Origin of the sequence: Neorhizobium sp. R1-B (genome assembly GCF_004368875.1) — a bacterium.
GTDB classification, from domain to species: Bacteria; Pseudomonadota; Alphaproteobacteria; order Rhizobiales; family Rhizobiaceae; genus Neorhizobium; species Neorhizobium huautlense.
The window spans coordinates 248436-270873 of record NZ_SOEM01000006.1 but is presented as its reverse complement, the minus strand read 5'-3'; the positions used below and the strand labels follow the sequence as shown (position 1 = coordinate 270873).

At 60.1% G+C, this 22438-nt stretch carries 21 protein-coding genes and 1 riboswitch; of the genes, 8 read left to right on the top strand and 13 right to left on the bottom strand.

Annotated features, from left to right (window positions below; genetic code table 11):
- Positions 1-24: 24 nt before the first annotated feature.
- Genes EDE05_RS11840 through EDE05_RS11825 form a run of 4 tightly spaced genes read left to right on the top strand, consistent with a single transcriptional unit; the run spans position 25 to position 4051 of the window.
- Positions 25-876 (top strand): sugar ABC transporter permease, encoded by an 852-nt coding sequence (locus tag EDE05_RS11840; RefSeq protein ID WP_105371004.1) that lies wholly within the window; start codon positions 25-27, stop codon positions 874-876.
- On the top strand, positions 873-1703 hold the full coding sequence (locus tag EDE05_RS11835; RefSeq protein ID WP_134101189.1) for a carbohydrate ABC transporter permease: 831 nt from the start codon (positions 873-875) through the stop codon (positions 1701-1703). The genes EDE05_RS11840 and EDE05_RS11835 overlap by 4 nt, the downstream gene beginning before the upstream one ends.
- Before the next feature lie 12 nt (positions 1704-1715).
- Entirely contained in the window at positions 1716-2774 is a 1059-nt protein-coding gene (locus tag EDE05_RS11830; RefSeq protein ID WP_134101185.1) for an ABC transporter ATP-binding protein, read from the top strand.
- A 20-nt stretch (positions 2775-2794) separates the two neighbouring features.
- Positions 2795-4051, top strand: coding sequence for a neutral trehalase (locus tag EDE05_RS11825; protein ID WP_112803000.1), 1257 nt, complete (start codon positions 2795-2797; stop codon positions 4049-4051).
- A 70-nt stretch (positions 4052-4121) separates the two neighbouring features.
- On the opposite strand, the gene EDE05_RS11820 is transcribed toward EDE05_RS11825, so the two are convergent.
- From EDE05_RS11820 to EDE05_RS11805, 4 genes are all read right to left on the bottom strand, one after another.
- Positions 4122-4523, bottom strand: a complete 402-nt coding sequence (locus tag EDE05_RS11820) for a response regulator (RefSeq protein ID WP_105371000.1) — start codon at positions 4521-4523, stop codon at positions 4122-4124.
- Positions 4524-4533: 10 nt separating this feature from the next.
- Positions 4534-6159 carry a PAS domain-containing sensor histidine kinase gene (locus EDE05_RS11815; protein WP_105370999.1) on the bottom strand — a complete coding sequence of 542 codons (1626 nt, stop codon included), beginning with the start codon at positions 6157-6159 and terminating at the stop codon, positions 4534-4536.
- Between the two features lie 229 nt (positions 6160-6388).
- Positions 6389-6601, bottom strand: coding sequence for a hypothetical protein (locus EDE05_RS11810; RefSeq protein WP_105370998.1), 213 nt, complete (start codon positions 6599-6601; stop codon positions 6389-6391).
- Between the two features lie 11 nt (positions 6602-6612).
- Positions 6613-6798 carry a hypothetical protein gene (locus tag EDE05_RS11805; RefSeq protein WP_112802996.1) on the bottom strand — a complete coding sequence of 62 codons (186 nt, stop codon included), beginning with the start codon at positions 6796-6798 and terminating at the stop codon, positions 6613-6615.
- A 133-nt stretch (positions 6799-6931) separates the two neighbouring features.
- Between EDE05_RS11805 and EDE05_RS11800 the strand changes: the two genes are divergently transcribed.
- On the top strand, positions 6932-8629 hold the full coding sequence (locus EDE05_RS11800) for an alpha-glucosidase (protein ID WP_281033729.1): 1698 nt from the start codon (positions 6932-6934) through the stop codon (positions 8627-8629).
- Here the strand turns inward: EDE05_RS11800 and EDE05_RS11795 are convergent.
- On the bottom strand, positions 8615-10807 hold the full coding sequence (locus tag EDE05_RS11795; protein WP_112802994.1) for a heavy metal translocating P-type ATPase: 2193 nt from the start codon (positions 10805-10807) through the stop codon (positions 8615-8617). The genes EDE05_RS11800 and EDE05_RS11795 overlap by 15 nt on opposite strands.
- 113 nt (positions 10808-10920) lie before the next feature.
- Positions 10921-11015, top strand: a riboswitch (TPP riboswitch).
- Positions 11016-11061: 46 nt separating this feature from the next.
- Here EDE05_RS11795 and thiM point away from each other — a divergent pair.
- From thiM to thiD, 3 genes are read left to right on the top strand one after another with little or no spacing between them, the layout of a single operon-like run.
- A complete protein-coding gene (thiM, locus tag EDE05_RS11790; protein WP_112802992.1) occupies positions 11062-11859 on the top strand; it encodes a hydroxyethylthiazole kinase in 798 nt (265 codons plus the stop codon).
- Positions 11856-12491 (top strand): thiamine phosphate synthase, encoded by a 636-nt coding sequence (thiE, locus tag EDE05_RS11785; protein ID WP_105370994.1) that lies wholly within the window; start codon positions 11856-11858, stop codon positions 12489-12491. Before thiM ends, thiE begins: the two co-directional genes overlap by 4 nt.
- A complete protein-coding gene (gene thiD / locus EDE05_RS11780) occupies positions 12488-13309 on the top strand; it encodes a bifunctional hydroxymethylpyrimidine kinase/phosphomethylpyrimidine kinase (RefSeq protein WP_112802990.1) in 822 nt (273 codons plus the stop codon). The genes thiE and thiD overlap by 4 nt, the downstream gene beginning before the upstream one ends.
- A 28-nt stretch (positions 13310-13337) precedes the next feature.
- Here thiD and EDE05_RS11775 read toward each other — a convergent pair whose 3' ends face one another.
- The 8 genes from EDE05_RS11775 to EDE05_RS11740 are packed head-to-tail and all read right to left on the bottom strand — an operon-like array spanning position 13338 to position 22356.
- Positions 13338-13919 (bottom strand): HutD family protein, encoded by a 582-nt coding sequence (locus EDE05_RS11775; protein WP_162712543.1) that lies wholly within the window; start codon positions 13917-13919, stop codon positions 13338-13340.
- Between the two features lie 8 nt (positions 13920-13927).
- A complete protein-coding gene (gene hutU / locus EDE05_RS11770) occupies positions 13928-15601 on the bottom strand; it encodes a urocanate hydratase (protein ID WP_112802987.1) in 1674 nt (557 codons plus the stop codon).
- Position 15602: 1 nt separating this feature from the next.
- Positions 15603-16412, bottom strand: coding sequence for an N-formylglutamate deformylase (hutG, locus tag EDE05_RS11765; RefSeq protein ID WP_112802985.1), 810 nt, complete (start codon positions 16410-16412; stop codon positions 15603-15605).
- A gap of 1 nt (position 16413) precedes the next feature.
- The gene (gene hutH / locus EDE05_RS11760) at positions 16414-17949 is read right to left on the bottom strand and encodes a histidine ammonia-lyase (protein WP_112802983.1); all 1536 of its coding nucleotides are present in this window, start codon (positions 17947-17949) and stop codon (positions 16414-16416) included.
- Positions 17946-19178, bottom strand: coding sequence for an imidazolonepropionase (hutI, locus tag EDE05_RS11755; RefSeq protein WP_134101182.1), 1233 nt, complete (start codon positions 19176-19178; stop codon positions 17946-17948). Before hutI ends, hutH (EDE05_RS11760) begins: the two co-directional genes overlap by 4 nt.
- The gene (gene hutH / locus EDE05_RS11750) at positions 19175-20683 is read right to left on the bottom strand and encodes a histidine ammonia-lyase (protein ID WP_112802979.1); all 1509 of its coding nucleotides are present in this window, start codon (positions 20681-20683) and stop codon (positions 19175-19177) included. Before hutH (EDE05_RS11750) ends, hutI begins: the two co-directional genes overlap by 4 nt.
- Complete coding sequence (locus EDE05_RS11745; RefSeq protein ID WP_112802977.1) at positions 20676-21506, bottom strand: glycine betaine/L-proline ABC transporter ATP-binding protein; 831 nt, start codon at positions 21504-21506, stop codon at positions 20676-20678. The genes hutH (EDE05_RS11750) and EDE05_RS11745 overlap by 8 nt, the downstream gene beginning before the upstream one ends.
- Positions 21499-22356, bottom strand: a complete 858-nt coding sequence (locus EDE05_RS11740; RefSeq protein WP_105370985.1) for a proline/glycine betaine ABC transporter permease — start codon at positions 22354-22356, stop codon at positions 21499-21501. The genes EDE05_RS11745 and EDE05_RS11740 overlap by 8 nt, the downstream gene beginning before the upstream one ends.
- Between the last annotated feature and the right edge of the window lie 82 nt (positions 22357-22438).

Here is a 22438-nt window from a genome sequence, read left to right as displayed (position 1 = left end):
GATGGCTTTAGGAGGCGGGAGCTGATGACCAATGATCGCCGCTGGATTCCCTATCTTCTGATCCTGCCGTCCGTCGCCTTTCTGGCGTTGCTCTTCATCGTGCCGCTGGTGCAGACAATATGGCTCGCGGTGTCGGACAATGGCGCCCTTTCGCTAGCCAATGCCGACCGCATGGTGAACGACATCAACTTCACACGCTCGCTCAGGAATACCTTCCTGCTGACCCTGATGGTCGTGCCGGTCCAGATCGCTATCGCGCTGGTGATGGGTTCGATGGTCGCGAAAGTCGGGCGCGGACGTGAAACCATCCTCTGGATCTGGACGATTCCGCTCGGTATTTCCGACCTGGCGGCAGGCCTGGTCTGGCTGTCGATCCTGCAAAACACGGGTTACCTGAATTCCGTGCTCTTCGGGTTTGGGATTATCGAGCGGCAAACAGGATGGCTTTCCTACCAGACACCGGTGGCACTTTTCTTCGCCATTGCCGTCGCCGAGATCTGGCGCGGCACGGCAATCGTCATGGTCATCATCGTCGCGGGGCTGAACCAGGTGCCGAAGGAATTCAGGGAAGCCGCCGAGATCTTCGGTGCAGGACCCTGGACGCGCTTCTGGCGCATCACGCTTCCGCTCATCCGGCCGGCGCTGCAATCGGCACTGATCCTGCGGACGGTCCTCGCTTTCGAGGTCTTCGCCGTCGTCTATGCGCTCGGTGGGCGCAATTTCCCGGTCCTGGTGGGGGAGGCTTATAACTGGCAGAACCAGAACCAGAACTACAGCGTCGCAGCGGCCTACGCGGTGTTAATCATGGTCATCTCGCTCGCCGCAACCCTCGTTTACCTCAAGGCAATCAAAGTCGATCCGGAGCGCCTGCCATGAGTTCGACAAAACCCGCAGGTTTTATTTCTTCCCGCCGATGGCTCCTCTGGAGCGGCATAGCAGCACTCTGCGCCTGGGTTCTGGTGCCGATCTATCTGGTTGCCCTCGGGGCGCTTGGCGGACGCCAGGGCGTCTATCAATGGCCGAAGACCGGCCTTCCGATCGGCATCTCGACCGACCCATTCGTCCTGTTCCTGAAGACGGAAGGCGTCGTGCAGTCCTTTCTAAACTCACTGGCAGCGGCGGGGATTACGGTTGCGCTCTCGATCCTGCTTGGGGCACCGGCGGGCTACGCACTTGCGCGCTATAATTTCTGGGGAAAAGACAGTTACCGCCTGCTGGTCTTGCTCACGCGCGCTTTTCCGCTGGCGATCCTGGCGCTGCCGCTGACTGTTTCCTTCATCAGGCTCGGCCTCTACGACACGGTGGTCGGGGTTGGCTTGATCCATACCGTGCTGGCATTGCCGTTTGCAGCACTCGTCACGCAAGGAATCTTTCTTGGCGTCCCAAAGGAACTGGAAGAGGCGGCCTGGGTATTCGGATGCACGCGCATCCAAGCTTTCTTCAAGGTCGTGGCTCCGTTGGCGCTTCCGGGCATCGTGGCAACTGCCGTTTTCGCTTTCGTCATCTCCTGGAACGAAGTCTTTGCCGCCTCTGTGCTGACGGTCCGAAACCGGACCTTGACAGCCTATCTGCTGACGGTTCTGTCGGAGAGCCCAATGCATTATCGCTTCGCCGGCGGCCTCATGCTCATTCTCCCATCGGTCGTCTTCATATTCGCGGTCAGGCGCTACCTCTTCGCGATATGGGGCATTTCCTCCAAATAACGGGACCTATCCATGGCCAATATCGTGATCGACCGTATTCGGAAAAGTTTTGGCGCATTCGAGGCTCTGAAAGAGGTCTCGCTGACGATCCACGACGGCGAGTTCGTGTCGCTGCTCGGTCCCTCCGGCTGCGGCAAGACCACGCTGTTGCGCATTATCGCCGGGCTCGAAACGGCAACCTCCGGCGACGTACGTATTGGCGACAACTCAATCATCGGCCTGCCTCCCAAAGACCGCGGTCTGGCCATGGTCTTCCAGAACTACGCGGTCTTCCCGCATATGACCGTCTATGAAAATGTAGCATTCGGTCTGCGCATGCAAAAAGCCGACGACCTCCGCGTAAAAGCGCAAGTCGAGAAGGCTGCCGGCCTTCTCCATATCGAGCCCTATCTCGATCGCTATCCTAACAAATTATCCGGCGGCCAACGGCAACGCGTCGCCGTCGCCCGCGCCCTTGCGGTCGAGCCCAGGGTCCTGTTGATGGACGAGCCGCTTTCGAACCTCGATGCGCTGTTGCGACTGGAAATGCGCACCGAACTCAAAGCCGTCCTGCAATCGGCCGGCACAACGACGGTTTACGTCACGCACGACCAGACCGAGGCGATGGGTCTGTCCGACCGCATCGCGGTAATGCATGGCGGTGTCGTCGAACAGATCGGCAGTCCTGTGGAGATCTACAATCGTCCAGCAACACGCTTCGTCGGCGGTTTCATCGGGAATCCGCCGATGAACTTTATCAAGGTTGCGGTCTCAAACGGCCAGGTTGCGGCTGGCGGCGAGCAAATTTCAGCGCCGAAGGACGCCGGGTACGAAGTGATCCTCGGCATGCGCGGTGAGGCTGTCGAACTGGCGCCGCTGTCTACCGGTCTTGAGATGAAGGTTCGCGTTGCCGAGCCTATGGGCTCGCATCTGCTGCTCACCGGCTCGATTCACGACCAGCCGGTCCGCGTCGTCCTGCCCGCATCGGAGACTGTGAAAAGCGGCGACACGATCGGTCTGAAACTCGATCGCAACCGCATTACCTGGCTTTCGCCCGAGAGCGGCACAGCCTATCCGGCACTGACGGCTTAAGAAATCTCGGAGTACCCGGCATGAACATGCATCTCAATGAGGCCAAGCGGATTCTCGTCGCCAATGATCGCGGCGGTTATACGGTTCCCACGGACCGGCTCTACCCCTTCCAATGGAATTGGGATTCCGCCTTCGTCGCCATGGGGTTTGCACTTTATGACACCGATCGAGCTTATCGCGAACTCGAACGATTGGTCGAGGGCCAGTGGGCGGACGGCATGATCCCGCATATCGTCTTCCACCAGCCGAGTGACACCTATTTTCCTGGCCCGGATGTCTGGCGTACGAGCCATACGATCCCGACCTCTGGGATCACTCAGCCGCCGGTCTTCGCGATCGCCTTGCGCAAAGTTTTCGAAGCAGCAGGCCCACAAGCCAGATCCCGCACCATCCCCCTCTACGAAGCGGCGCTGAAATGGCACCGCTGGTGGTATTCGGCGCGGGATCCGGAGGGCACTGGCCTCGTTGCGTTGCTTCACCCCTGGGAGAGCGGGAGCGACAATTCTCCCGCCTGGGACATCGCGCTCGCCCGCGTGCCGACCACGACTGACACACCCGTGGTACGCAGGGACACCGGTCACGTGAATGCCGAAATGCGCCCGCGTGACGAGGACTATAGTCGCTTCATCCATCTCGTCGACACCTATGCCGCCTGCCGCTGGAATCCAGCAAAGCAGTGGCAGAAGGCGCCGTTCAAGGTCGCCGAAATCCAGACCACGGCGATCCTCTTGAAGGCGGGGGAGGACCTCGAATACCTTGCACGCTTGTTTGGCAGGAGTGCGGAAGCGGATGCGATCGCCGCGCTCAACGATCGTACCCGCAGAGCATTGATCCGCCAGTGGCGGCCGAAGCTTTCCCGCTTCGTCTCACGCGACCTCATCTCGGGCGAGGATATCGAAGCGGCTACGCAAGCCGGGTTTATTCCTCTGCTCGCGCTTGACCTCGAAGCTCCGGTTGCCGATGCTCTGGTCAATGAGATGAGCGCCTGGTCCGAAGGTCTCAAGGTCGCCTTTCCGACCACCAGACCGGGCATCGTGGGCTGGGAGCCGAAGCGCTACTGGCGTGGCCCGGCCTGGGCAATCATCAATTGGCTGCTGATCGACGGGCTGAAGCGAAACCGTTATACGGACGCGGCCGAGGACCTGCGAAGGTCGACTATCGCCGCGATCGAATCCGAAGGATTTGCTGAATATTTCGACCCGGTAACAGGAGAAGGCTGCGGCGGCCTCGGGTTCTCCTGGACTGCTGCCGCCTATCTGTGGCTGATAAGCACCTGACACGTGAGCAAAATCGCAGCGGCGGCCATGACGAGTTTCTACCCTCGCCGCCGCTCGACATCTCCAAGGCCTAAAAGCCCCGGCCGGCCTTTCGGTTATTCTCGATTCGCGTGAGGCAACCCGTCACCTTCGCCATCAGCAGATCAAAATCGATCGGCTTCGTCAGATAGGCTTCGGCGCCCCCCCGCAGTCCCGAGAGAACATTTTCCCGATCCGTCAGAGCCGTCAACATGATGAAGGGGGTGTCGGCGAAGTCAGGATAATTGACCTGAATCTCGGCCAGAAGTTCGTGGCCGCTCATGACCGGCATGGAGATATCGCAGATCACGAGATCCGGCCATTTGGAGACCAGAAGATCCAGCCCCTCCTGACCATTGGCGGCCTGAAGGGTCGAGAAACCGGCATCCTCCATCTCCTCGACCAGGAGCTGACGGATATCATGCTCGTCGTCTATGCATAAGATCGTGGTCATTGTTCCATTCCTAAGCTGTCTTTGCCTCAAGGACCTCTTCAAATGGCAGGTCCAGAATAAAGGTCGTACCTTGGCCAAGCTCGCTTTCGACGGAGATCGAACCGCCGTGAAGCTCGATGATTTCCTTCACAATATTGAGGCCAATCCCCGTCCCGGCGATGCCGGTTGCACTGCGCGCCCGGAAATAGGGCTCGAACAGCTTCGGCACGTCGTCCGAATCTATTCCGATACCGGTGTCCTTGATGGTGACCAGGACGCGCTGCCCCTGCTGCCAACCTCTCACATCGATTTCGGGAGAGTTGGGCGAATATTTCACTGCGTTGGAGAGCAAATTCGTGAAGACCCGACCGAGCGCGACACCATCCACCATCTGGAAGGCGGGCAGGTCGGCGAGATCTGCGCGAATGTTATGATCCTTGCTGATCTCCAACCGGTGCGCGATACATTCCTCAATCACTGCGGAAAGAGAGCAGGGCCTTTTATCGATTGCGATCGTGCCGGTGGCTATTCGGCCGGCGGCCAAAATACTCTCCATCAGCTCGACCATACGCACGACCGCGCCCTTGATCTGCACGCACTTGTCGGAAAGGAATTGCGGCGTCACGGCACCCTTCGTGCGGGTCAGCCGCTGCGCTGCTCCGTCGATAACGGCAAGCGGCGTGCGAAACTCATGAGAAATCATCGCCACGAACCGTCGCTGAAGGGCGTTGATCGCCCTCTCCTGCTGTAGAAGGCGGTCCAGTTCGACATTCTTCAACTGGACTTCGACAGTCCTTTCCTCGACGGTTTTTTCCAGCCGATCGCGGTGCTCGCGCAGCCTCTGCTCGCTTGATTGTAAGGCTTTAAGGGCGAGCTGGCGGTCATGAACGTCTTCCAGCAGACCATACCACCTGCATACCTCGCCAGCCTCGTTCAGGCGGGGTGCCGCGCGGTTGCGAAACCAGCGATACCGACCCTTTACAGGCCCGATGCGATAGACCATGTCGAAGCGGGCGGCGTTTTCCACCGCTGCCTGCCATTGCTCGATGACGTGCGGAAGATCCTGCGGATGGATCGTTTTTTCCCAACCCCGTCCGAGAGCTTCGTGTAAATCGAGCCCGGATGCATGCTGCCAACTCGGTCCGACCTCGATCACATCTCCCGAGGCGTCCGCCACCCACGGGGTCTGTGGGTGGAGCTCCACAAAAGAACGATAATGCTCTTCGCTCGCACGTAAAACCTGTTCGGCGCGGCGCAATTTGGTGATGTCGGAGATAACCGCGATCAACACGGGTTTTGTCGTCCCGCCAATAGGAAGGAGTGCTCGACGTTTATGGGTTACCAGGATTCGAGTGACGCCGCCTCGACCGGTTACTTCTTCTTCGAGCAGGCTTTCCTGGCCGGTCGCCATCACCTCAACGTCTATTGCCCGTATTCGGTCGGCATCCGATTTTTGCAGAAATTCATGCCCCGTGCGGCCTAAGAGATGCTCCGGCTTCATGCCGATCATGTCGCAGGCTTTTTTATTGAGATACAAGAAGCGCGATTGGTCATCTTTGATGAGAATCGGCTGATGGGCTCCTTCGAACAGAGCCTGCAAAATATCCATATCCTGCAGCTGCTCGTCGGTTTCTCTCAAATGGGAACTGCCCGCCAATCAAGCCTCCAAAGTAGCCGGCCATAATTCTAGTGACGCTAATTTAGCGCCTTCGGCTTACCGAATGCTGAAAGAGGCTCCTATCGTTTTAACAGGCAGGCGAAACCAGGCCGAACACTGAGCGCTTACGGGGCATTAAATGCTCTTACGCCCAGTCGAAATCAGACAGCGACGCAAGAACCCTTCTCGCGGCAGCGAAAAGGGTTCCTTCAGATCGGTTTGTCCCGGCTCAATGGGCGGGTCGCGTTCCGCCGCCCTTCTTTTCGGAATCGTGGGTGTGATGGCTGTCTCGCTCACCGCCACCGCCGGAAACACGGCTCTTGGAACGACGATCATCGTCCGCAGGCGGTTTTTTAACTTCAAGCGGCGCCTTTGCATTTTCGTGGGAAGCACCGGGACCACCCTGACGGATGCTGGCAGGGGTCTTATCGGATGTCGACATCGCAAGTCTCCTTATCGATCCTGCTGGTAGCCCTGGTGGGTCGTGTTGACCTTGGTGTTACCCTGCTGCCCCTGCTTTTCGAAATTCGCTGTGCCCGGATTGGTCGTGCGTTCATCGCCGGTTCCCGAGGTCGCAGGTTCGCCGGTACCCTTCGGGCTGCGGTTGTCTTCCGGGACGGGTGGAAGTCTACTGTTCATCGGGTGCTCCTCTAACTTGTTACCTCTTGGACTAACCCCCGAGCCGCCAGCCTGTTCCAATTTTGGGGGAACACGGGTGAGCTTGCGACGTTGCGCCAGTGAGCGATTTGAGCAGGCAGGGAGAGACGACGATATGAACCAGGTCCCACATCAGCCCGCGGCTATGGCCGAGCAACCGACATCGCCTCCTATGGAGCGCAAATGGTGGCACACGGCCACCGTATATCAGATTTATCCGCGAAGCTTCGCCGACAGCAACGGAGACGGTATCGGCGATCTACCGGGCATTACCTCAAAGCTGGATTATCTAAAAAATCTCGGCATCGACGTCATCTGGCTTTCACCGATCTACAAGTCGCCAATGGACGACAACGGCTATGATATTTCCGATTACCGAGACATTGCTCCCGAGTTCGGCACCCTGGCGGATTTCGATCGCCTGATAGCCGAGGCCAGGAAACGCGGTATCGGGATCGTCCTGGATCTGGTCGTCAACCACACGTCCGACGAACATCCCTGGTTTCTCGAAGCCCGCAAGTCCCCCAGCAATCCCTATCGCGACTTCTATATTTGGCGAAAACCCGGTCCCGACGGCGCCCCTCCGAATGGCCTCATGTCTTCCTTTGGCGGACCGGCCTGGACGCTCGATCCTCAAACCGGGGAATATTACCTCCACCTCTTCTCCCGTCGCCAGCCGGATCTCAACTGGGAAAACCCGAAGGTCCGGCGAGAAATCTACGACATGATGAACTGGTGGCTCGAACGTGGCATTGCCGGCTTTCGCATGGACGTCATCGACTATATCGGCAAGCAGGTCGACCAGGAACTGGTGAAGGACGGGCCGCATCTGCACGACTATCTGCAGGAAATGAACCGCGAAACCTTCGGTGGCCGCAACATTCTTACCGTCGGCGAAGCCTGGAGCGCGACGCCGGGTTCGGCCTTGCTCTATACCGGGCGCGATCGCAACGAACTTTCGATGGTCTTCCAGTTCGAGCATGTCACGCAGCAATGGGACGAAGTCTACGGCAAGTGGCGCTCCAAGCCCTTCGATCTCGTGAAGCTGAAGTCGGTGCTCAGCAAATGGCAATATGCGTTGTCGGAAGACGGATGGAACTCCCTTTTCTGGGGAAACCACGACCTGCCCCGCGCCGTCTCCAAATATGGCGACTCCCGCGGCTATCCGTCCGAATCCGCCAAGATGCTGGCGACCGTGCTGCATCTCTTGAAGGGCACACCCTTCATCTATCAGGGCGAAGAAATCGGGATGACCAACGTCCCCTTTACCAAGATAGATCAATATCGGGATATCGAGACCCTCAACATGCACCGCCTGCACATCGAGGCCGGGCTGTCGCCGGAGGAATTCATCACAGGCGCCAATGACAACGCACGTGACAATGCGCGTACGCCGATGCAATGGAGCGCTGCGCCCCATGGCGGCTTTTCCTCCGGCGTGCCGTGGATAGAGGTCAACCCCAATTATACAACGATCAATGCAGAAACTGCCATGACCGACGAACGTTCGGTCTGGAACCACTACCGGCAGCTGATCGCCCTAAGGAAAGCACATCCGGTTATCGTCTATGGGCTTTATCAGTCCTGGCTGGATCAGCATCCGGACGTTTTTGTCTATTCCCGCAGCCTCGACCATGAGCGGCTGGTCGTCATCGCCAACTTCACCGCACGGGAAGTATCTTTGACCATACCGGATGAATTGAAGACCACCGGCCGATGCCTGATCACAAATTACCACCCCATCGACAACCTTGGTCCGGTTGTGGAACTCAAACCCTATGAGGCATTTGCCATCCTTTCACCGACCGCGTAGCAGACGCAGCGCATTGAGCGTGACAAGCACAGTGGCACCGGTATCCGCCAGAATTGCCGGCCAGAGCCCGGTCACACCGAGAACCGTGGTTACAAGGAAGACGGCCTTCAGGCCGAGAGCAATGGCAATGTTCTGGTGGATGTTGCGCATCGTGCGCTTCGACAACTCGATCATGTCGGCAATGTCGCGTACACGGCCGTGAAGTACCGCGGCGTCGGCCGTTTCGAGCGCCACATCCGTGCCCCCGCCCATGGCGATGCCGACGTCCGCCGCCGCCAAGGCCGGCGCATCGTTGATACCATCACCCACCTTGCCAACTGTAAAACCCTTGCGTTTCAATTCCGCAATGATCCGCTGCTTGTCCTCAGGCATCAGCTCGGCATGCACCTCGAGGCCGAGATCCTTGCCGATCGCGCTCGCGGTACGGGCGTTATCGCCTGTCAACATGACCGTCCGGACGCCGGCATTCGTCAGCGCTTTCAAGCCCTCTTTCGCGTCGGGCCGCGGTTCGTCGCGCATGGCGATCGCGCCGGCCAGCACGCCGGCCGCGATCAACACGGATACGGTCTTACCCTCATCATTAAGGCCGGCGATCTGCCGCCGATGCGCCATGGACAGCGAAACCCGATCGGCCGCTGCTTTCGGCGAACCCAGGAAGGCCTCCTGGCCCTCGACGACCGCCGTTATACCCTCGCCGCCAAGCGCCCTCGCATCGCTCGCGGCAGGAATGTCTACTTCATCGTCCGCAGCCTTGGCGAGAATGGCCATCGCCAGCGGATGACTGGACCCGGTTTCGAGCGCGGCAGCGATGCGAAGCACCTCATCGGCATTACGCCCGAAGGCAATCACATCGGTTACCCGAGGCTTACCGGCGGTCAACGTGCCGGTTTTGTCCAGCGCGATGGCTGTGACCTTGCCCACCATTTCGAGGACCGCACCGCCTTTCATCAACAGACCGCGCCTGGCACCGGAGGACAGTGACGCAGCAATTGCAGCAGGCGTTGAGATGACCAACGCACAAGGGCAGCCGATCAGAAGAATGGCAAGCCCTTTGTAGATCCAACCTTCCCAGGCTTCACCAGTGATAAGTGGCGGCAACACTGCGACCAGCGCTGCGACGACCACGACGGCTGGCGTATAATAGCGCGAAAAGCGGTCGATGAAGCGTTCGGTCGGTGCCTTGCTTTCCTGCGCTTCCTCGACCAGGCGCACAATCCGGGCGATGGTATTGTCGGCGGAAGCCGCTGTCACTTGCACCCGCAGGGCCGCGTCTCCATTCACCGTGCCGGCGAAAACCGCATCGCCGACAGTCTTTACGACCGATATGCTCTCGCCCGTCACCGGCGCTTCATTGATTGCGCTTTCGCCGGCGACAATGATGCCGTCCGCAGAGATGCGGTCGCCTGGCCGCACCAGGATGATCGATCCGATCCCAAGATCTTCTGCCGGTACTTCTCGTGTCTTGCCGTTTATTTCCAGCAGCGCGGTCTTCGGCACCAGTGCCGTCAGGCTTTGAATACTCTGGCGCGCTTTGCCGGCGGCGACACCTTCCAGAAGCTCCCCGACGAGGAATAGGAAGACCACCGCCGCCGCTTCCTCCGACGCATCGATGACCACGGCACCAAGGGCAGCGATGGTCATCAGCATCTCGATCGAAAACGGCGTACCCGCCAAGGCCGCCATGACGGCGCGGCGGGCGATCGGCACCAAGCCGACGAGCATGGCGGCTACGAAGATATAGGTGTCGTAGGCCGGAACCAGGTGCCCGACCCCATAAGCTGCTGCCAGTGCAATACCTGCCAGTATCGTCAGCCGTCCTTTGGCGCTCTTCCACCACAATCCGTCCATGCGATCGTGCTCATGCAATCCTGCAAGATCTTTCGTCTCGGGGAGACCATGGTCGTGACCTTCATGATCAAGGCCGTGATCCGGCAGCTCTGCTGGTCGAGGCGACTTCTGCCCAAGAGCGCGCAGCGAGTAACCAAGCCCGGTAACCTTCGTTTCGATCACTGGCAGGTCGCACGTTCCATCATGGCTGACCATCATCGTGCCTGCAGCAACAGAAACGGAAACATCCTGGACGCCGGGAATGCGTCGAACTGCTGTGTCGATCTTTGCCGCGCAACTTGCGCAATCCATTCCGCCGATCTTGTAACGAGCCTGATTCTTTGCTGTCATCTTTCTCTCCGCCTGGGATCGGGTACCATAACTACAACCTCTAGCGACTAGAGCTACAAGTAGTTTTTTTGACAAAAATCGCTGGCGCCCATGGCGGCATATGCGCTAGTCCTTGCCTCAGACAGGGGCGTCCGGGTTGCCGGGCTGAGAAGTACCCTTTGAACCTGAACCAGATCATGCTGGCGGAGGGAGTCGCCTGGGCTTTTTCTGATGAAATGCCCTGCGCCCCTCCACCTGAAAAGGCGAGGACGCAGATGACAGACACTCCAGGCCAGATTCTATCGGCAATGCGCCAAAAGAACCCCCTTGTGCAGAACATCACCAATTTCGTGGCGATGAACATTGCGGCCAATGTGATGCTCGCCGCCGGCGCCTCGCCAGCCATGGTGCATGCGAAGGAGGAAGCAGGAGATTTCGCTCGCATCGCTGCGGCGTTGACGATCAACATCGGAACGCTTTCGCCTTACTTCCTTTCCGGCATGAAGGAAGCGGCAAAAGCTGCCAGCGAGGAGGGCAAGCCCTGGATCCTCGATCCAGTCGCCCATTTCGCGACCCCCTACCGCAGCGCTGCCGTTACAGAACTCCTGGCGCTGAAGCCCACAGTCATTCGCGGCAACGCCTCGGAGATCATGGCACTTACAGGAGCGCAATCTCGCGGTCAGGGCGTCGACAGCGGCGACAAAACCGAAAAGGCCGAAGACGCCGCCGTTGCGCTTGCTCGTGATCACGCCTGCGTCGTAGCCGTTACCGGCGAAATGGACTTCGTTACCAACGGTTTTCGCTCCGTCCATATCCTCGGCGGATCTGATCTTATGCCTCGTGTTACGGCACTTGGTTGCTCTCTGACCGCTCTGGTTGGTGCCTTTGTCGCAGTCCGTCCGGATAGGCCGTTCGACGCGACGGTGGCCGCCCTCGCGATGTTCGCGGTCGCGGGGGAGGAAGCAGCACTCACTGCTAATGGCCCCGGTTCTTTCTCTCCCCTTTTTCTTGACCGGTTGGCATCGCTTTCGCCAGAGACGCTGGATGCCAAAGCGAAGGTCGTAGCAGCATGAAAGCCTTCGATCTATCCGTCTATCTCGTCCTCGATCCCGAGTTATGCCAAGGCCTCGGCATGGCGCAGACCGCTCGGCTCGCCGTGGAAGGTGGTGCGACCATGGTTCAATTGCGTGACAAAAACGCCAGCACCGCAAGGATGATCGAGACCGGTCAGGCGTTGAAAGCGGCACTCGCAGGCAGCGGCATACCTTTGATCGTCAATGACGATGTCGAAGCCGCGATCGCCATCGGCGCCGAGGGAGTGCATGTGGGACAGAGCGACATGGGGGCATCGATGGCGCGCCGCCGCGTCGGAGAGGGTATGATCGTCGGCGTGTCGGTCGAAACCGAGGAGCTTGCGCAGGGCGTCGATCCATCTCTCGTCGACTACGTCGGAATAGGCCCGGTCTTCGCCACTCCCACCAAACCGGATCACAAGCAGCCGATCGGCTTCGATGGATTGGCGCGTATCGTGGCGGCCGCATCGGTGCCAGCGGTCGCCATCGGCGGCCTCAGGGCGGAACACGCCGGCAAGGCGCTGGCGGCAGGTGCCCACGGGATCGCCGTAGTCTCCGCCATTTGCGGCCAGCCGGACCCGAAGGAAGCCGCACGAAGAATAACTGACGAGGTCAGAAAGGCGCGCCTATGATCCGCAATGTTTTATCCATCGCAGGCTCCGATCCCTCCGGCGGCGCGGGAATTCAGGCGGACCTGAAGACGTTTTCGGCGCGGGGCACCTTTGGAATGGCAGTCCTTACTGCCTTGACGGCGCAAAACACGGTCGGGGTAACAGGCGTGCATCTCGTACCACCCGCTTTCGTGGCCGAGCAGATCCACGCCATTTTTGCCGACATCCGGGTCGATGCGGTCAAGATCGGCATGATTGCCAATGCCGAAATCGCCGAAGTCGTTGCGGATGTCCTCCGTCCCTATCATGACAATCTGCCGATCGTGCTCGATCCTGTCATGGTCGCCAAAGGGGGGGCGTCACTTCTGGCTTCCGATGCGATAGAGATCCTGATCCGTCGGCTAATACCCATGTCCACGCTGGTCACGCCCAACCTGCCGGAAGCCGCTGCTCTTCTAGGTGAAGCGATGGCGGTAGACCGCGCGGGGATGGCCGAGCAGGCCGAGAGACTGCTCCGGCTGGGGCCGAAGGCGGCGCTGATCAAGGGTGGCCATCTTGAAGGGGCAGAGAGCCCCGACGTCCTGGCGGAATCCACCGGTCTTCACTGGTTTGAGGGTACGCGGGTCTCAACGCAAAACACCCATGGCACAGGTTGCACCTTGTCCAGTGCGATAGCCGCCGAGCTTGCCAAAGGCGCTCCGCTTGCCGAATCCGTTGCGATCGCCAAGGTCTATCTTGCAGGCGCCATAGCTGCAGCCGGCACACTGAGTGTCGGCAACGGCCACGGACCTGTTCAGCACTTCCACGCGCTGTGGGCGAGTGAACAACAGCCGAGCTGACCTGGGCGGGAAGGTTGCCGGCCTCCCCTCACGAAAGGCGCTCCATCTCGATGAGATAAACGACGCTGCTCTGCTCGGCGGTCAAATGGACATGCACATCCGGGGCTATCCAGCAAAGGACGTCTTGTCCTTCTGCCGCAAGCTCGATTCCATCCGCCCGAACCATGCAGGTGCCCGTGAAAACAATCGCGAAAAGCGCCTTGGCGGTATTGAAGACAAGGGATCCCTCGAAGGCACATCGCTGCACGTGATGCCATGCGTGGCCGCGAAGCGTCATGACGTTGAGGTCGGTAATCGGGCCGCCCAGACATCTGGCGGAGACGTCACTATCGCCGGAAAATGGAAACGGGTCGCATAATGCCCGCATTTCCGGCTGCAGGACGCCGTCCACCGTTAGCTGCATGCCGTCGCCGGCAAGGACCGCGATGGTCCGGTCAATGCCGAGAAAGGGCGAGAAATCACTCTCGCCCTCTACTGTCGCGAGGCTGATGCGCCAGAGGAACCGTCCAATCGGATCGCCCGGCATAGGTTCGGACGCCACTTCCCGGGTGACGCCTTTGCCATTTTTCCAGGGCATGGCCCTGTGGTCGTCCGCCTTGAGAAGACGCATTTCGGTCCTCAATTGCCGAGGATGCCCGGCAGGCGCAAGCCCTTTTCCTTCGCGCATTCGAGCGCGATTTCGTAACCCGCGTCCGCATGGCGCATGACGCCGGTGGCCGGATCGTTCCACAGAACTCGCTCTAGACGTTTGGCCGCGTCATCGGAGCCGTCTGCGCAGATGACAACGCCCGAATGCTGCGAGAAACCCATGCCGACACCGCCCCCATGGTGCAGTGAGACCCATGTCGCGCCAGAGGCGCAGTTGAGCAGGGCATTGAGAAGCGGCCAGTCGGATACTGCATCCGATCCGTCCTTCATGGCTTCCGTCTCGCGGTTGGGTGAAGCGACGGAACCACTGTCCAAATGATCGCGGCCGATGACGACAGGTGCTTTCAATTCGCCACTCTTGACCATTTCGTTAAAGGCCAGCGCAAGACGGTGACGATCGCCCAGGCCCACCCAGCATATCCGGGCCGGCAGGCCCTGGAAGGCGATGCGCTCGCGGGCCATGTCCAGCCAGTTATGCAGGTGCTTGTTGTCCGGCAGCAGTTCCTTCACCTTGGCATCGGTTTTGTAGATGTCCTCCGGATCGCCGGAAAGTGCCGCCCAACGGAAGGGGCCGATACCACGGCAAAACAGCGGACGGATATAGGCAGGCACGAAGCCCGGGAAAGCGAAGGCGTTCTCAAGCCCCTCTTCCTTGGCAACCTGGCGGATATTGTTACCGTAATCGAGCGTGGGAACGCCCATATTCCAAAAATCGACCATGGCGGCGACATGGATTTTCATCGAAGCCCGGGCGGCGGCTTCAACCGTCTTCGGATCGCTTTCCTGCTTCGCCCGCCATTCGGCGACCGTCCAGCCGATCGGCAGATAGCCGTGAACCGGGTCATGGGCCGAGGTTTGATCGGTCACGATGTCGGGCTTTACACCACGGCGAACCAGTTCGGGAAATATCTCGGCAGCATTGCCGATGAGACCGACAGACTTGGCTTCACCCGCCTTCGTCCACTGGTCGATAAGTGCCAGAGCTTCATCCAAGGTATGGGCCTTCGCATCGACATAGCGGGTGCGCAGGCGGAAGTCGACGCGTGTCTCGTCGCATTCGACGGCGAGGCAGCAGGCACCGGCCATGACGGCCGCAAGCGGCTGGGCGCCTCCCATGCCCCCGAGACCGCCGGTCAGTATCCACTTGCCCTTCAGGTTGCCGCCATAGTGCTGGCGGCCGGCTTCCACGAAAGTCTCGTAGGTTCCCTGCACGATGCCCTGCGTGCCGATATAGATCCAGGAACCGGCCGTCATCTGGCCGTACATGGCCAAACCTTTGCGGTCGAGTTCGTTGAAATGGTCCCAGGTGGCCCAATGCGGGACAAGATTGGAATTGGCGATTAGGACACGCGGCGCGTCCTTGTGCGTCCGAAACACACCGACCGGTTTGCCGGACTGCACGATAAGGGTCTCCTCTTCGGTCAGCGTTTTCAGTGTCGCGACGATGCGATCGAAATCCTCCCAGGTGCGGGCGGCACGGCCGATGCCGCCATAAACCACCAGTTCATGCGGACGTTCGGCGACGTCCGGATCGAGGTTATTCATCAGCATGCGCAGCGGGGCTTCGGTCATCCAGCTCTTGGCGTTCAACTCCGAGCCTTGCGGTGCACGGACTTCGCGGATGTTGTGGCGTGGGTTGCTCATCTCAATTTCCCTCGGTCTTCAATTGATCCGCAACGGTTTCGATGCGTGTCAGGATCTCTTTCAGGTGTAAGCGCAGCTGCTCGGCCTTCGTCTCGTCATAAGCGAAGGGTGGTTCTTCAGTGACCAGATGGGAAATCTGCGAAAGCTCCATCTGGATTGCATGGACGCCCGTTTCCGGCCGCCCGTAGTGACGGGTCGTCCAGCCACCCTTAAAGCGGCCGTTGAGGATCGCCGTGTAGCCTCTGGCTGAGCGAACCACTTCGATAGCTGCCGCCTCGATGCGAGGATCGCAGGTACGCTCCATGTCCGTGCCGATGTTAAAATCGGGCAGTCGCCCTTCAAACAGGAACGGAATGACTGAACGGATGGAATGGCAATCATAGAGCACGGCGACACCGTGAATTGCCTTGACGCGCTCAATCTCGGCAAGAAGGGCTGCGTGATAGGGAGCGTGGAAGTGTTGCAGCCGATAGCGAGTATCGGCTTCGGTCGGTTCTTCGCCTGGCTTCCAGATCGGCTTCCCGTCAAAGTCCGTTTCCGGGATCAGACCGGTGGTATTCTGGCCGGGGTAAAGGCTCGCGCCGGTGGGATCGCGGTTTGCATCGATCACATAGCGATGAAAGGTCGCCCGCACTGTCGTCACTTGGGGCAGCAGGCCGGAATAGAGATCGTGGATGTGCCAGTCGGTGTCCGCGAGCAACCGTCCGTTCTCGTTCAGGCGCTCTCGAACGTCTGGTGGAACCTCTGTCCCTGTGTGAGGGAAGGCGAGAATGACGGGGGATGTGCCCTGAACGATTTCAAAGACTGCCATATTAGCCCTCCAATCCCGGAAGCAGACCGTCGGAGACGCTCGCGACGAGTGATCCGTCCGCCACAAGAGCACTTGCAGCAGACAGATCCGGCGCCATGAAGCGATCCTCTTCAAGGGTCCGGACGACGGCTCGCAAAGTGGCGATCGCCTTCTGCAGTTCGGGACTGGTGGTCAGCGGTGCACGAAAATCCACCCCTTGGGCCGCCGTCACCGCTTCGATGCCGATGATGCCGAAGAGGTTTTCCGTCATCTGCAGCAGCCGGCGCGCACCGTGGCAGGCCATGGAAACATGGTCTTCCTGGTTGGCCGAGGTCGGTGTCGAATCCACCGAGGCCGGATGCGCCATCTGCTTGTTCTCGCTCATCAAGGCGGCGGACGTGACTTCGGCAATCATCAGGCCGGAGTTCAACCCGGGCTTCCTGGCCAGAAAGGCCGGAAGCCCGTAGGAAAGCGTCGGATCAACCAGAAGCGCTATGCGGCGCTGAGCGATCGCGCCGATCTCGCAAACCGCAATGGCGATCTGGTCTGCGGCAAAGGCCACCGGCTCGGCATGGAAGTTGCCCCCGGAAACGACGCTGTCGTCGGACAGAACCAGCGGGTTGTCGGTGACGGCATTGGCCTCGATTTCGAGCGTGTGGCCGGCCATGCGCAACAAGTCGAGACAAGCGCCGTCGACTTGCGGCTGGCAGCGGATGCAGTACGGATCCTGCACTCGCTCGTCACCCTGCAGATGGCTTTCCCTGATAACCGACCCGGCGAGCAAACCACGCAATGCCGCCGCCGTGTCGATCTGGCCCCTGTGGCCACGCAGCGCGTGAATGTCGGCGACAAATGGTGCGGACGACCCCATCGCCGCATCGGTCGAAAGCGCCCCGGTGATCAAAGCCGCCTGCGCCGCCCGATGTGCACGAAACAGGCCAGCGAGAGCCAGAGCTGTGGATGCCTGGGTGCCGTTGATCAAAGCCAGCCCTTCCTTGGCTGCAAGGACAACCGGGGTCAGCCCGGCGCGTTCCAGCGCGACACCGCCCGGCAGCCGTTCGCCTTCATAAAAGGCTTCGGCCTCGCCCATCATCACCGCTGCCATATGCGCGAGCGGCGCGAGATCTCCGGATGCGCCGACAGATCCTTTTTCCGGGATCAATGGTATCACGCCCCTTTCCAGCATGGCCTCGATCAGGCGCACCAGTTCGAGCCGCACGCCGGAAGCGCCACGGCCGAGTGACACCAGCTTCAGCGCCATGATCAGGCGAACGATATTTTCCGGCAGCGGCACGCCAATCCCGCAGCAATGGGACAGGATCAGATTGCGCTGCAGCACTGCCGTATCGCTGGCGTCGATCTTGATCGATGCGAGTTTTCCAAACCCGGTATTGACCCCATAGACCGGTTCGTTGCCGGCTGCGATCGCAGCAATCCGGGCAGCGGCGCGTTCAATGCCAGAATCAAAGCTGCGGTCCAGTACGGCACGCCCGTTGTTCCAGTAGATCGCCGCCAGTTCGGCGAGCGATACGCGGCCGGGATGAAGTGTGATCGTCACGATGAAACTCCTGACATGGATGTGGAAGTCAGCTCGCCGCGCCAAATCCGCCGATGCAGAGGATTGAAGCCGATCCGGTAAACCAGTTCGGCGGGGCTCTCGATATCCCAGATGGCGAGATCCGCCTGTTTGCCGACCTCGATAGTGCCGATGCTGTCCAGACGGCCAAGCGTCCGGGCCGCCTCACGGGTCACACCGGCCAAGCATTCTTCGACCGTCAGGTGAAAGAGAGTGGCGCCCATATTCATTGTCAGCAGCAGCGAAGTCAGCGGCGATGTGCCGGGGTTGCAGTCCGTGGCGAGCGCCATCCTCGTTGCGTGCTTACGAAACAGCTCGACCGGCGGTTTCTTCGTTTCGCGGATGAAATAATAGGCACCGGGCAGCAGGACGGCGACGGTTCCAGCCTCGGACATGGCGACAGCGCCTTCCTCATCGGTATACTCCAGGTGATCTGCCGAAAGTGCGCCATATTCTGCGGCAAGAGCCGCGCCATGAAGGTTGGAAAGCTGATCGGCATGCAGCTTGATCGGGAGGCCAAGCGCCCTCGCCGCGTCGAAGACGATACGCATCTCGTCCGGCAGGAAGGCAATGCCCTCGCAGAAGCCATCCACGGCATCTACGAGCCCTTGCGCATGCGCGGCTTGAAGCCCCGGCAACACCACGTCGCGGATAAAATCGCCATTGCGCCCTTTGTAATCTGCCGGCGTCGCGTGCGCCCCGAGATATGTGGTGGTAAGGTTGACCTTGCGCTCGTTCGCGAGAGACCGCGCAGCGCGCAACATCTTGAGTTCGTCCTCGACGGTTAAGCCATAACCGGATTTGATTTCGACGGTGGTGACGCCTTCCGCCATCAGCGCATCCAGCCGCGGCAGGCTTTCGGCCACGAGATCCGTTTCGCTCGCCTCTCTCACCTGCCGGACGGACGAAACGATGCCGCCGCCCGCACGGGCGATCTCCTCATAAGATGCCCCGGCGAGCCGCATTTCGAATTCTCGTGCGCGGTTTCCGGCATGGACGAGATGGGTATGACAGTCAATCAGCCCCGGTGTGATCCAGCGGCCCTCGCAGTCCAGGACGTCGAGGCGACCGACCGCGGAGACACTTGCTTCATCGCCGACATAGGCAATGCGGCCGCCTTCGATCAAAATCGCCCCGCGGTCAATCACTCCGAGCCCTGGGTGGTTCGGCGACATGGTTGCCAGCCTTGCATTGCGCAACAGTGTCGTCATAGCGCCTCGCTTTCAGATCCAACACGGGTCACGCCAATGAGGCCGCGAACCCGGCCTACAAGGGCATTCAGCGGTTGATCATCCTGATAAAAAGGTACTTCCCGCCGGACCAGATCATAGAGCCGCGCCGTTCGAGCGGCCTTGGCTGCCGATCCCGGCTGCTGATCATAGGCCTGCGCCGCCGCCGCCACTTCGATCGCAAGAACGGTCTGCAGATTGTCGAGGATCGCCAGCGCCTTGTCGGCCGCCGGTGTGGCATGGGTCAGAATGTCTTCCTGCAGCGCGGATGTGATGCCGCCATCAAGGCTTGCAGGCGCAGCCAGCCGACGATTTTCCGCCACAAGCGCGGCGGCCGTGTACTGAATGATCATGAAGCCGGAACATACGCCGCTTCCGGCGGCAAGAAACGCAGGCAGGCCGCTCACGAGCGGGTTCACCAACCGGTCGATCCGCCGCTCGGAAATCGCCGCGAGCTCGGCAGCAGCGGTCGCCACGCTGTCCATGGCCAGACCCAAACCGGCCCCGACTGCGTGAGCCTGCGAATGAACCTGCGGCGCTTCCGGTGAGCCGGTGACGATGGGATTGTCCGTCACGCTAGATAACTCCCGATCGATGACCTCCTGGGCCTGCTCCAAAGCATCACGGACGGCACCATGGATCTGCGGCACCGCGCGCAGGCTCAAAGGATCCTGCGTGCGGCTCCCGGCCGATTGCGCCAGAAGCTGACTTCCCGCAAGCCAGAGGCGGAGGTTTCGCCCGACCCGCTGCAGCCCCGCGGAACGGCGCAGCGAAAGCGGCATTTCGGCAAACGGATCAGCCTGGGCACCGAGGTTTTCGTATGTCATCGCCGCAGCCGCATCCGCCCAGTCGAGCAGATGAAAGAAGCGCGAAATGGCCAGCGCACCAAGACCTGTCGCACAGGGTGTCCCATTGACCAGGCTCAGGCCTTCCTTCGCCTTCAGCGTAACCGGTTCTAGGCCGACCCGGTTCAGCGCCTCGCGTCCAGCGATCAATTCGCCGGCCTGCCTGCATTCGCCTTCGCCGATCAGAACCAGACCAATAGCCGCAGCATGAGTGAGGTAGCCGACCGAGCCCCGCGAAGGAATGACGGGCAGGATATCCGCATTCAGCAATGCCAGAAGCGCCTCGACCACTTTAACGCTGATGCCGGAAAAGCCATGCGCGAAATTGGCAATCTGCGCGGCCATGATCGCGCGCGTCTCCGCATTGCCGAGCGGCTCGCCGACGCCGCAAGCATGGCTGAAGAGGATGTTTCGTGAGAGCGTCTGCTGATCGTCGCGATCGATGACGACATCGCAGAGGGCGCCAACACCGGTATTGATGCCATAGCCGCGGATTTCCCGTTCGACCAGTGCATCAACAATCGCGCGCGCCTTTGAAATCCGCTGCCAGGATTCGGCGGAAAGAACCAACTCAGCGCCATTGGCGATTGCCGCAATCTCTTTCCAGGTCAAAACTTTATCGAGAACGACAACGTCAGCCATGATGGGCTGCCTCTGCACCGGCACGGCGCTGCACGAAACGGGCAACATAGTCATCTGCCGGCGTATTCAAGATCTGGCTTGGCGTACCGACCTGCACGAGCCGACCGTCCTTCAGAATGGCAATCTCGGCGCCGATACGCAGCGCCTCATCGAGATCGTGCGTGATGAAGACGATGGTCTTGGAGAGATTCTTCTCCAATTGCAGCAACTGGTCCTGCATATCGCTGCGGATCAGCGGATCCAGGGCCGAAAAAGCCTCGTCCATCAGGATCACGTCGGTGTCTGCGGCCAGCGCACGCGCCAGCCCGACACGTTGCTTCATGCCACCCGAAAGCTGGTGTGGATATTTGTTCTCGTAACCGAGAAGACCGACGGTCTCGATCCATTTCATGCCGATCGGATTGGCGTCTGCCCTGCTTAAGCCCCGCACACGCTGACCATAAACCACGTTCTGCAGAACCGTCCGATGCGGCATCAGGCCGAAGCTCTGGAACACCATGCTGACGCGACGAGTGCGGAACTCCCTGAGGTCGCGCGGATTAAGGTCCAGCACATTGCGACCGTCCACCAGGATCTGCCCGCTGGTCGGCTCGATCAGGCGATTGATATGGCGCACCAGGGTGGACTTTCCCGAACCGGAAAGCCCCATGATCACGAAGATGCGGGATGCGCCGATCGTCAGGCTGATATCGTTGAGACCAACGCTGCATCCGGTACGCTCGAGAATTTCACCCTTCTCCGCGCCGTCGCGTGCCATAGCCAGGGCCTCGCGTGAATTTCGGCCAAAGATCTTGAAGACGTTGCGGATCTCTATCTCAGCCATTCTGGCCGTCCTCCAGCTTGGAACGGCCGAAGCCTTGGGTGATACGGTCAAGTACGATAGCCAGGATGACGATACCCAAGCCGGCCTCGAGTCCTTTGCCGACATCGAGCGTCTGAATGCCGTTCAACACCTGCTCTCCAAGACCGCGCGCTCCAATCATCGAAGCCACAACGACCATGGAAAGGGCCATCATGATGGTCTGGTTGAGGCCGGCCATGATCGTTGGCGTCGCAAGCGGCAGTTCGACGCCGAACAGGATCTGCCGCGGGCTGCCGCCAAAGGCGGTTGCCGCCTCGACAACTTCGCCGTCGACCTGCCGGATGCCGAGATCGGTCAAGCGGATCAACGGGGGGACTGCATAAACAATGGTGGCCAGCACGGCCGGCACCTTGCCGAGCCCGAAAAGCATGATCGCAGGAATGAGATAGACGAAACTCGGCATGGTCTGCATCACATCGAGAACCGGGAGTGTGATGCCGCGCATGAGACGGCTCTTGGCCAGCCATATGCCCATCGGCACACCGATGGCAATCGAGATCAGCGTTGCCATCAGCATCAGAGCGAGCGTTTGCATGGCCAGATCCCACAGACCGAGGGCTCCGATCACGAACAGCATCGCCGCGACGATGAAGGCGAGTGCAAGCTTGCGCGTTGCCTGCCAGGTTAGCGCCATGAAAGCGATAATCACCAGCCACCAGGGCAAGCCGCGCACGATCCATTCGATGAAGAGGATGGCCTGCAAAATCGTCTGCGAAATCGCCTTGAAGACGAAGCCGTAGCTGACCACCAGCGACTGCACCGCCGTATTTATCGGCCCGCGGATGGAGATATGGAAGCTGTCGGGAAACATTGCTCAAGTCCTTGAGATGGCAAACCGCCCGCGCCCGCGCTCGAAACATCAAAGCGACGCGACGCATGGTCGTGGCCGCGCG

Coding starts and splice junctions, on each gene's coding strand:
- EDE05_RS11805 (WP_112802996.1), bottom strand. CDS start 6,798: ATGAACAGTAGACTTCCACCCGTCCCGGAAGACAACCGCAGCCCGAAG.
- thiD (WP_112802990.1), top strand. CDS start 12,488: ATGATCCGCAATGTTTTATCCATCGCAGGCTCCGATCCCTCCGGCGGC.
- hutI (WP_134101182.1), bottom strand. CDS start 19,178: ATGACGACACTGTTGCGCAATGCAAGGCTGGCAACCATGTCGCCGAAC.
- EDE05_RS11830 (WP_134101185.1), top strand. CDS start 1,716: ATGGCCAATATCGTGATCGACCGTATTCGGAAAAGTTTTGGCGCATTC.
- EDE05_RS11820 (WP_105371000.1), bottom strand. CDS start 4,523: ATGACCACGATCTTATGCATAGACGACGAGCATGATATCCGTCAGCTC.
- EDE05_RS11740 (WP_105370985.1), bottom strand. CDS start 22,356: ATGTTTCCCGACAGCTTCCATATCTCCATCCGCGGGCCGATAAATACG.
- EDE05_RS11840 (WP_105371004.1), top strand. CDS start 25: ATGACCAATGATCGCCGCTGGATTCCCTATCTTCTGATCCTGCCGTCC.
- EDE05_RS11795 (WP_112802994.1), bottom strand. CDS start 10,807: ATGACAGCAAAGAATCAGGCTCGTTACAAGATCGGCGGAATGGATTGC.
- EDE05_RS11800 (WP_281033729.1), top strand. CDS start 6,932: ATGAACCAGGTCCCACATCAGCCCGCGGCTATGGCCGAGCAACCGACA.
- EDE05_RS11835 (WP_134101189.1), top strand. CDS start 873: ATGAGTTCGACAAAACCCGCAGGTTTTATTTCTTCCCGCCGATGGCTC.
- thiM (WP_112802992.1), top strand. CDS start 11,062: ATGACAGACACTCCAGGCCAGATTCTATCGGCAATGCGCCAAAAGAAC.
- hutG (WP_112802985.1), bottom strand. CDS start 16,412: ATGGCAGTCTTTGAAATCGTTCAGGGCACATCCCCCGTCATTCTCGCC.
- hutH (WP_112802979.1), bottom strand. CDS start 20,683: ATGGCTGACGTTGTCGTTCTCGATAAAGTTTTGACCTGGAAAGAGATT.
- EDE05_RS11810 (WP_105370998.1), bottom strand. CDS start 6,601: ATGTCGACATCCGATAAGACCCCTGCCAGCATCCGTCAGGGTGGTCCC.
- hutU (WP_112802987.1), bottom strand. CDS start 15,601: ATGAGCAACCCACGCCACAACATCCGCGAAGTCCGTGCACCGCAAGGC.
- EDE05_RS11775 (WP_162712543.1), bottom strand. CDS start 13,919: ATGCGTCTTCTCAAGGCGGACGACCACAGGGCCATGCCCTGGAAAAAT.
- EDE05_RS11745 (WP_112802977.1), bottom strand. CDS start 21,506: ATGGCTGAGATAGAGATCCGCAACGTCTTCAAGATCTTTGGCCGAAAT.
- EDE05_RS11825 (WP_112803000.1), top strand. CDS start 2,795: ATGAACATGCATCTCAATGAGGCCAAGCGGATTCTCGTCGCCAATGAT.
- thiE (WP_105370994.1), top strand. CDS start 11,856: ATGAAAGCCTTCGATCTATCCGTCTATCTCGTCCTCGATCCCGAGTTA.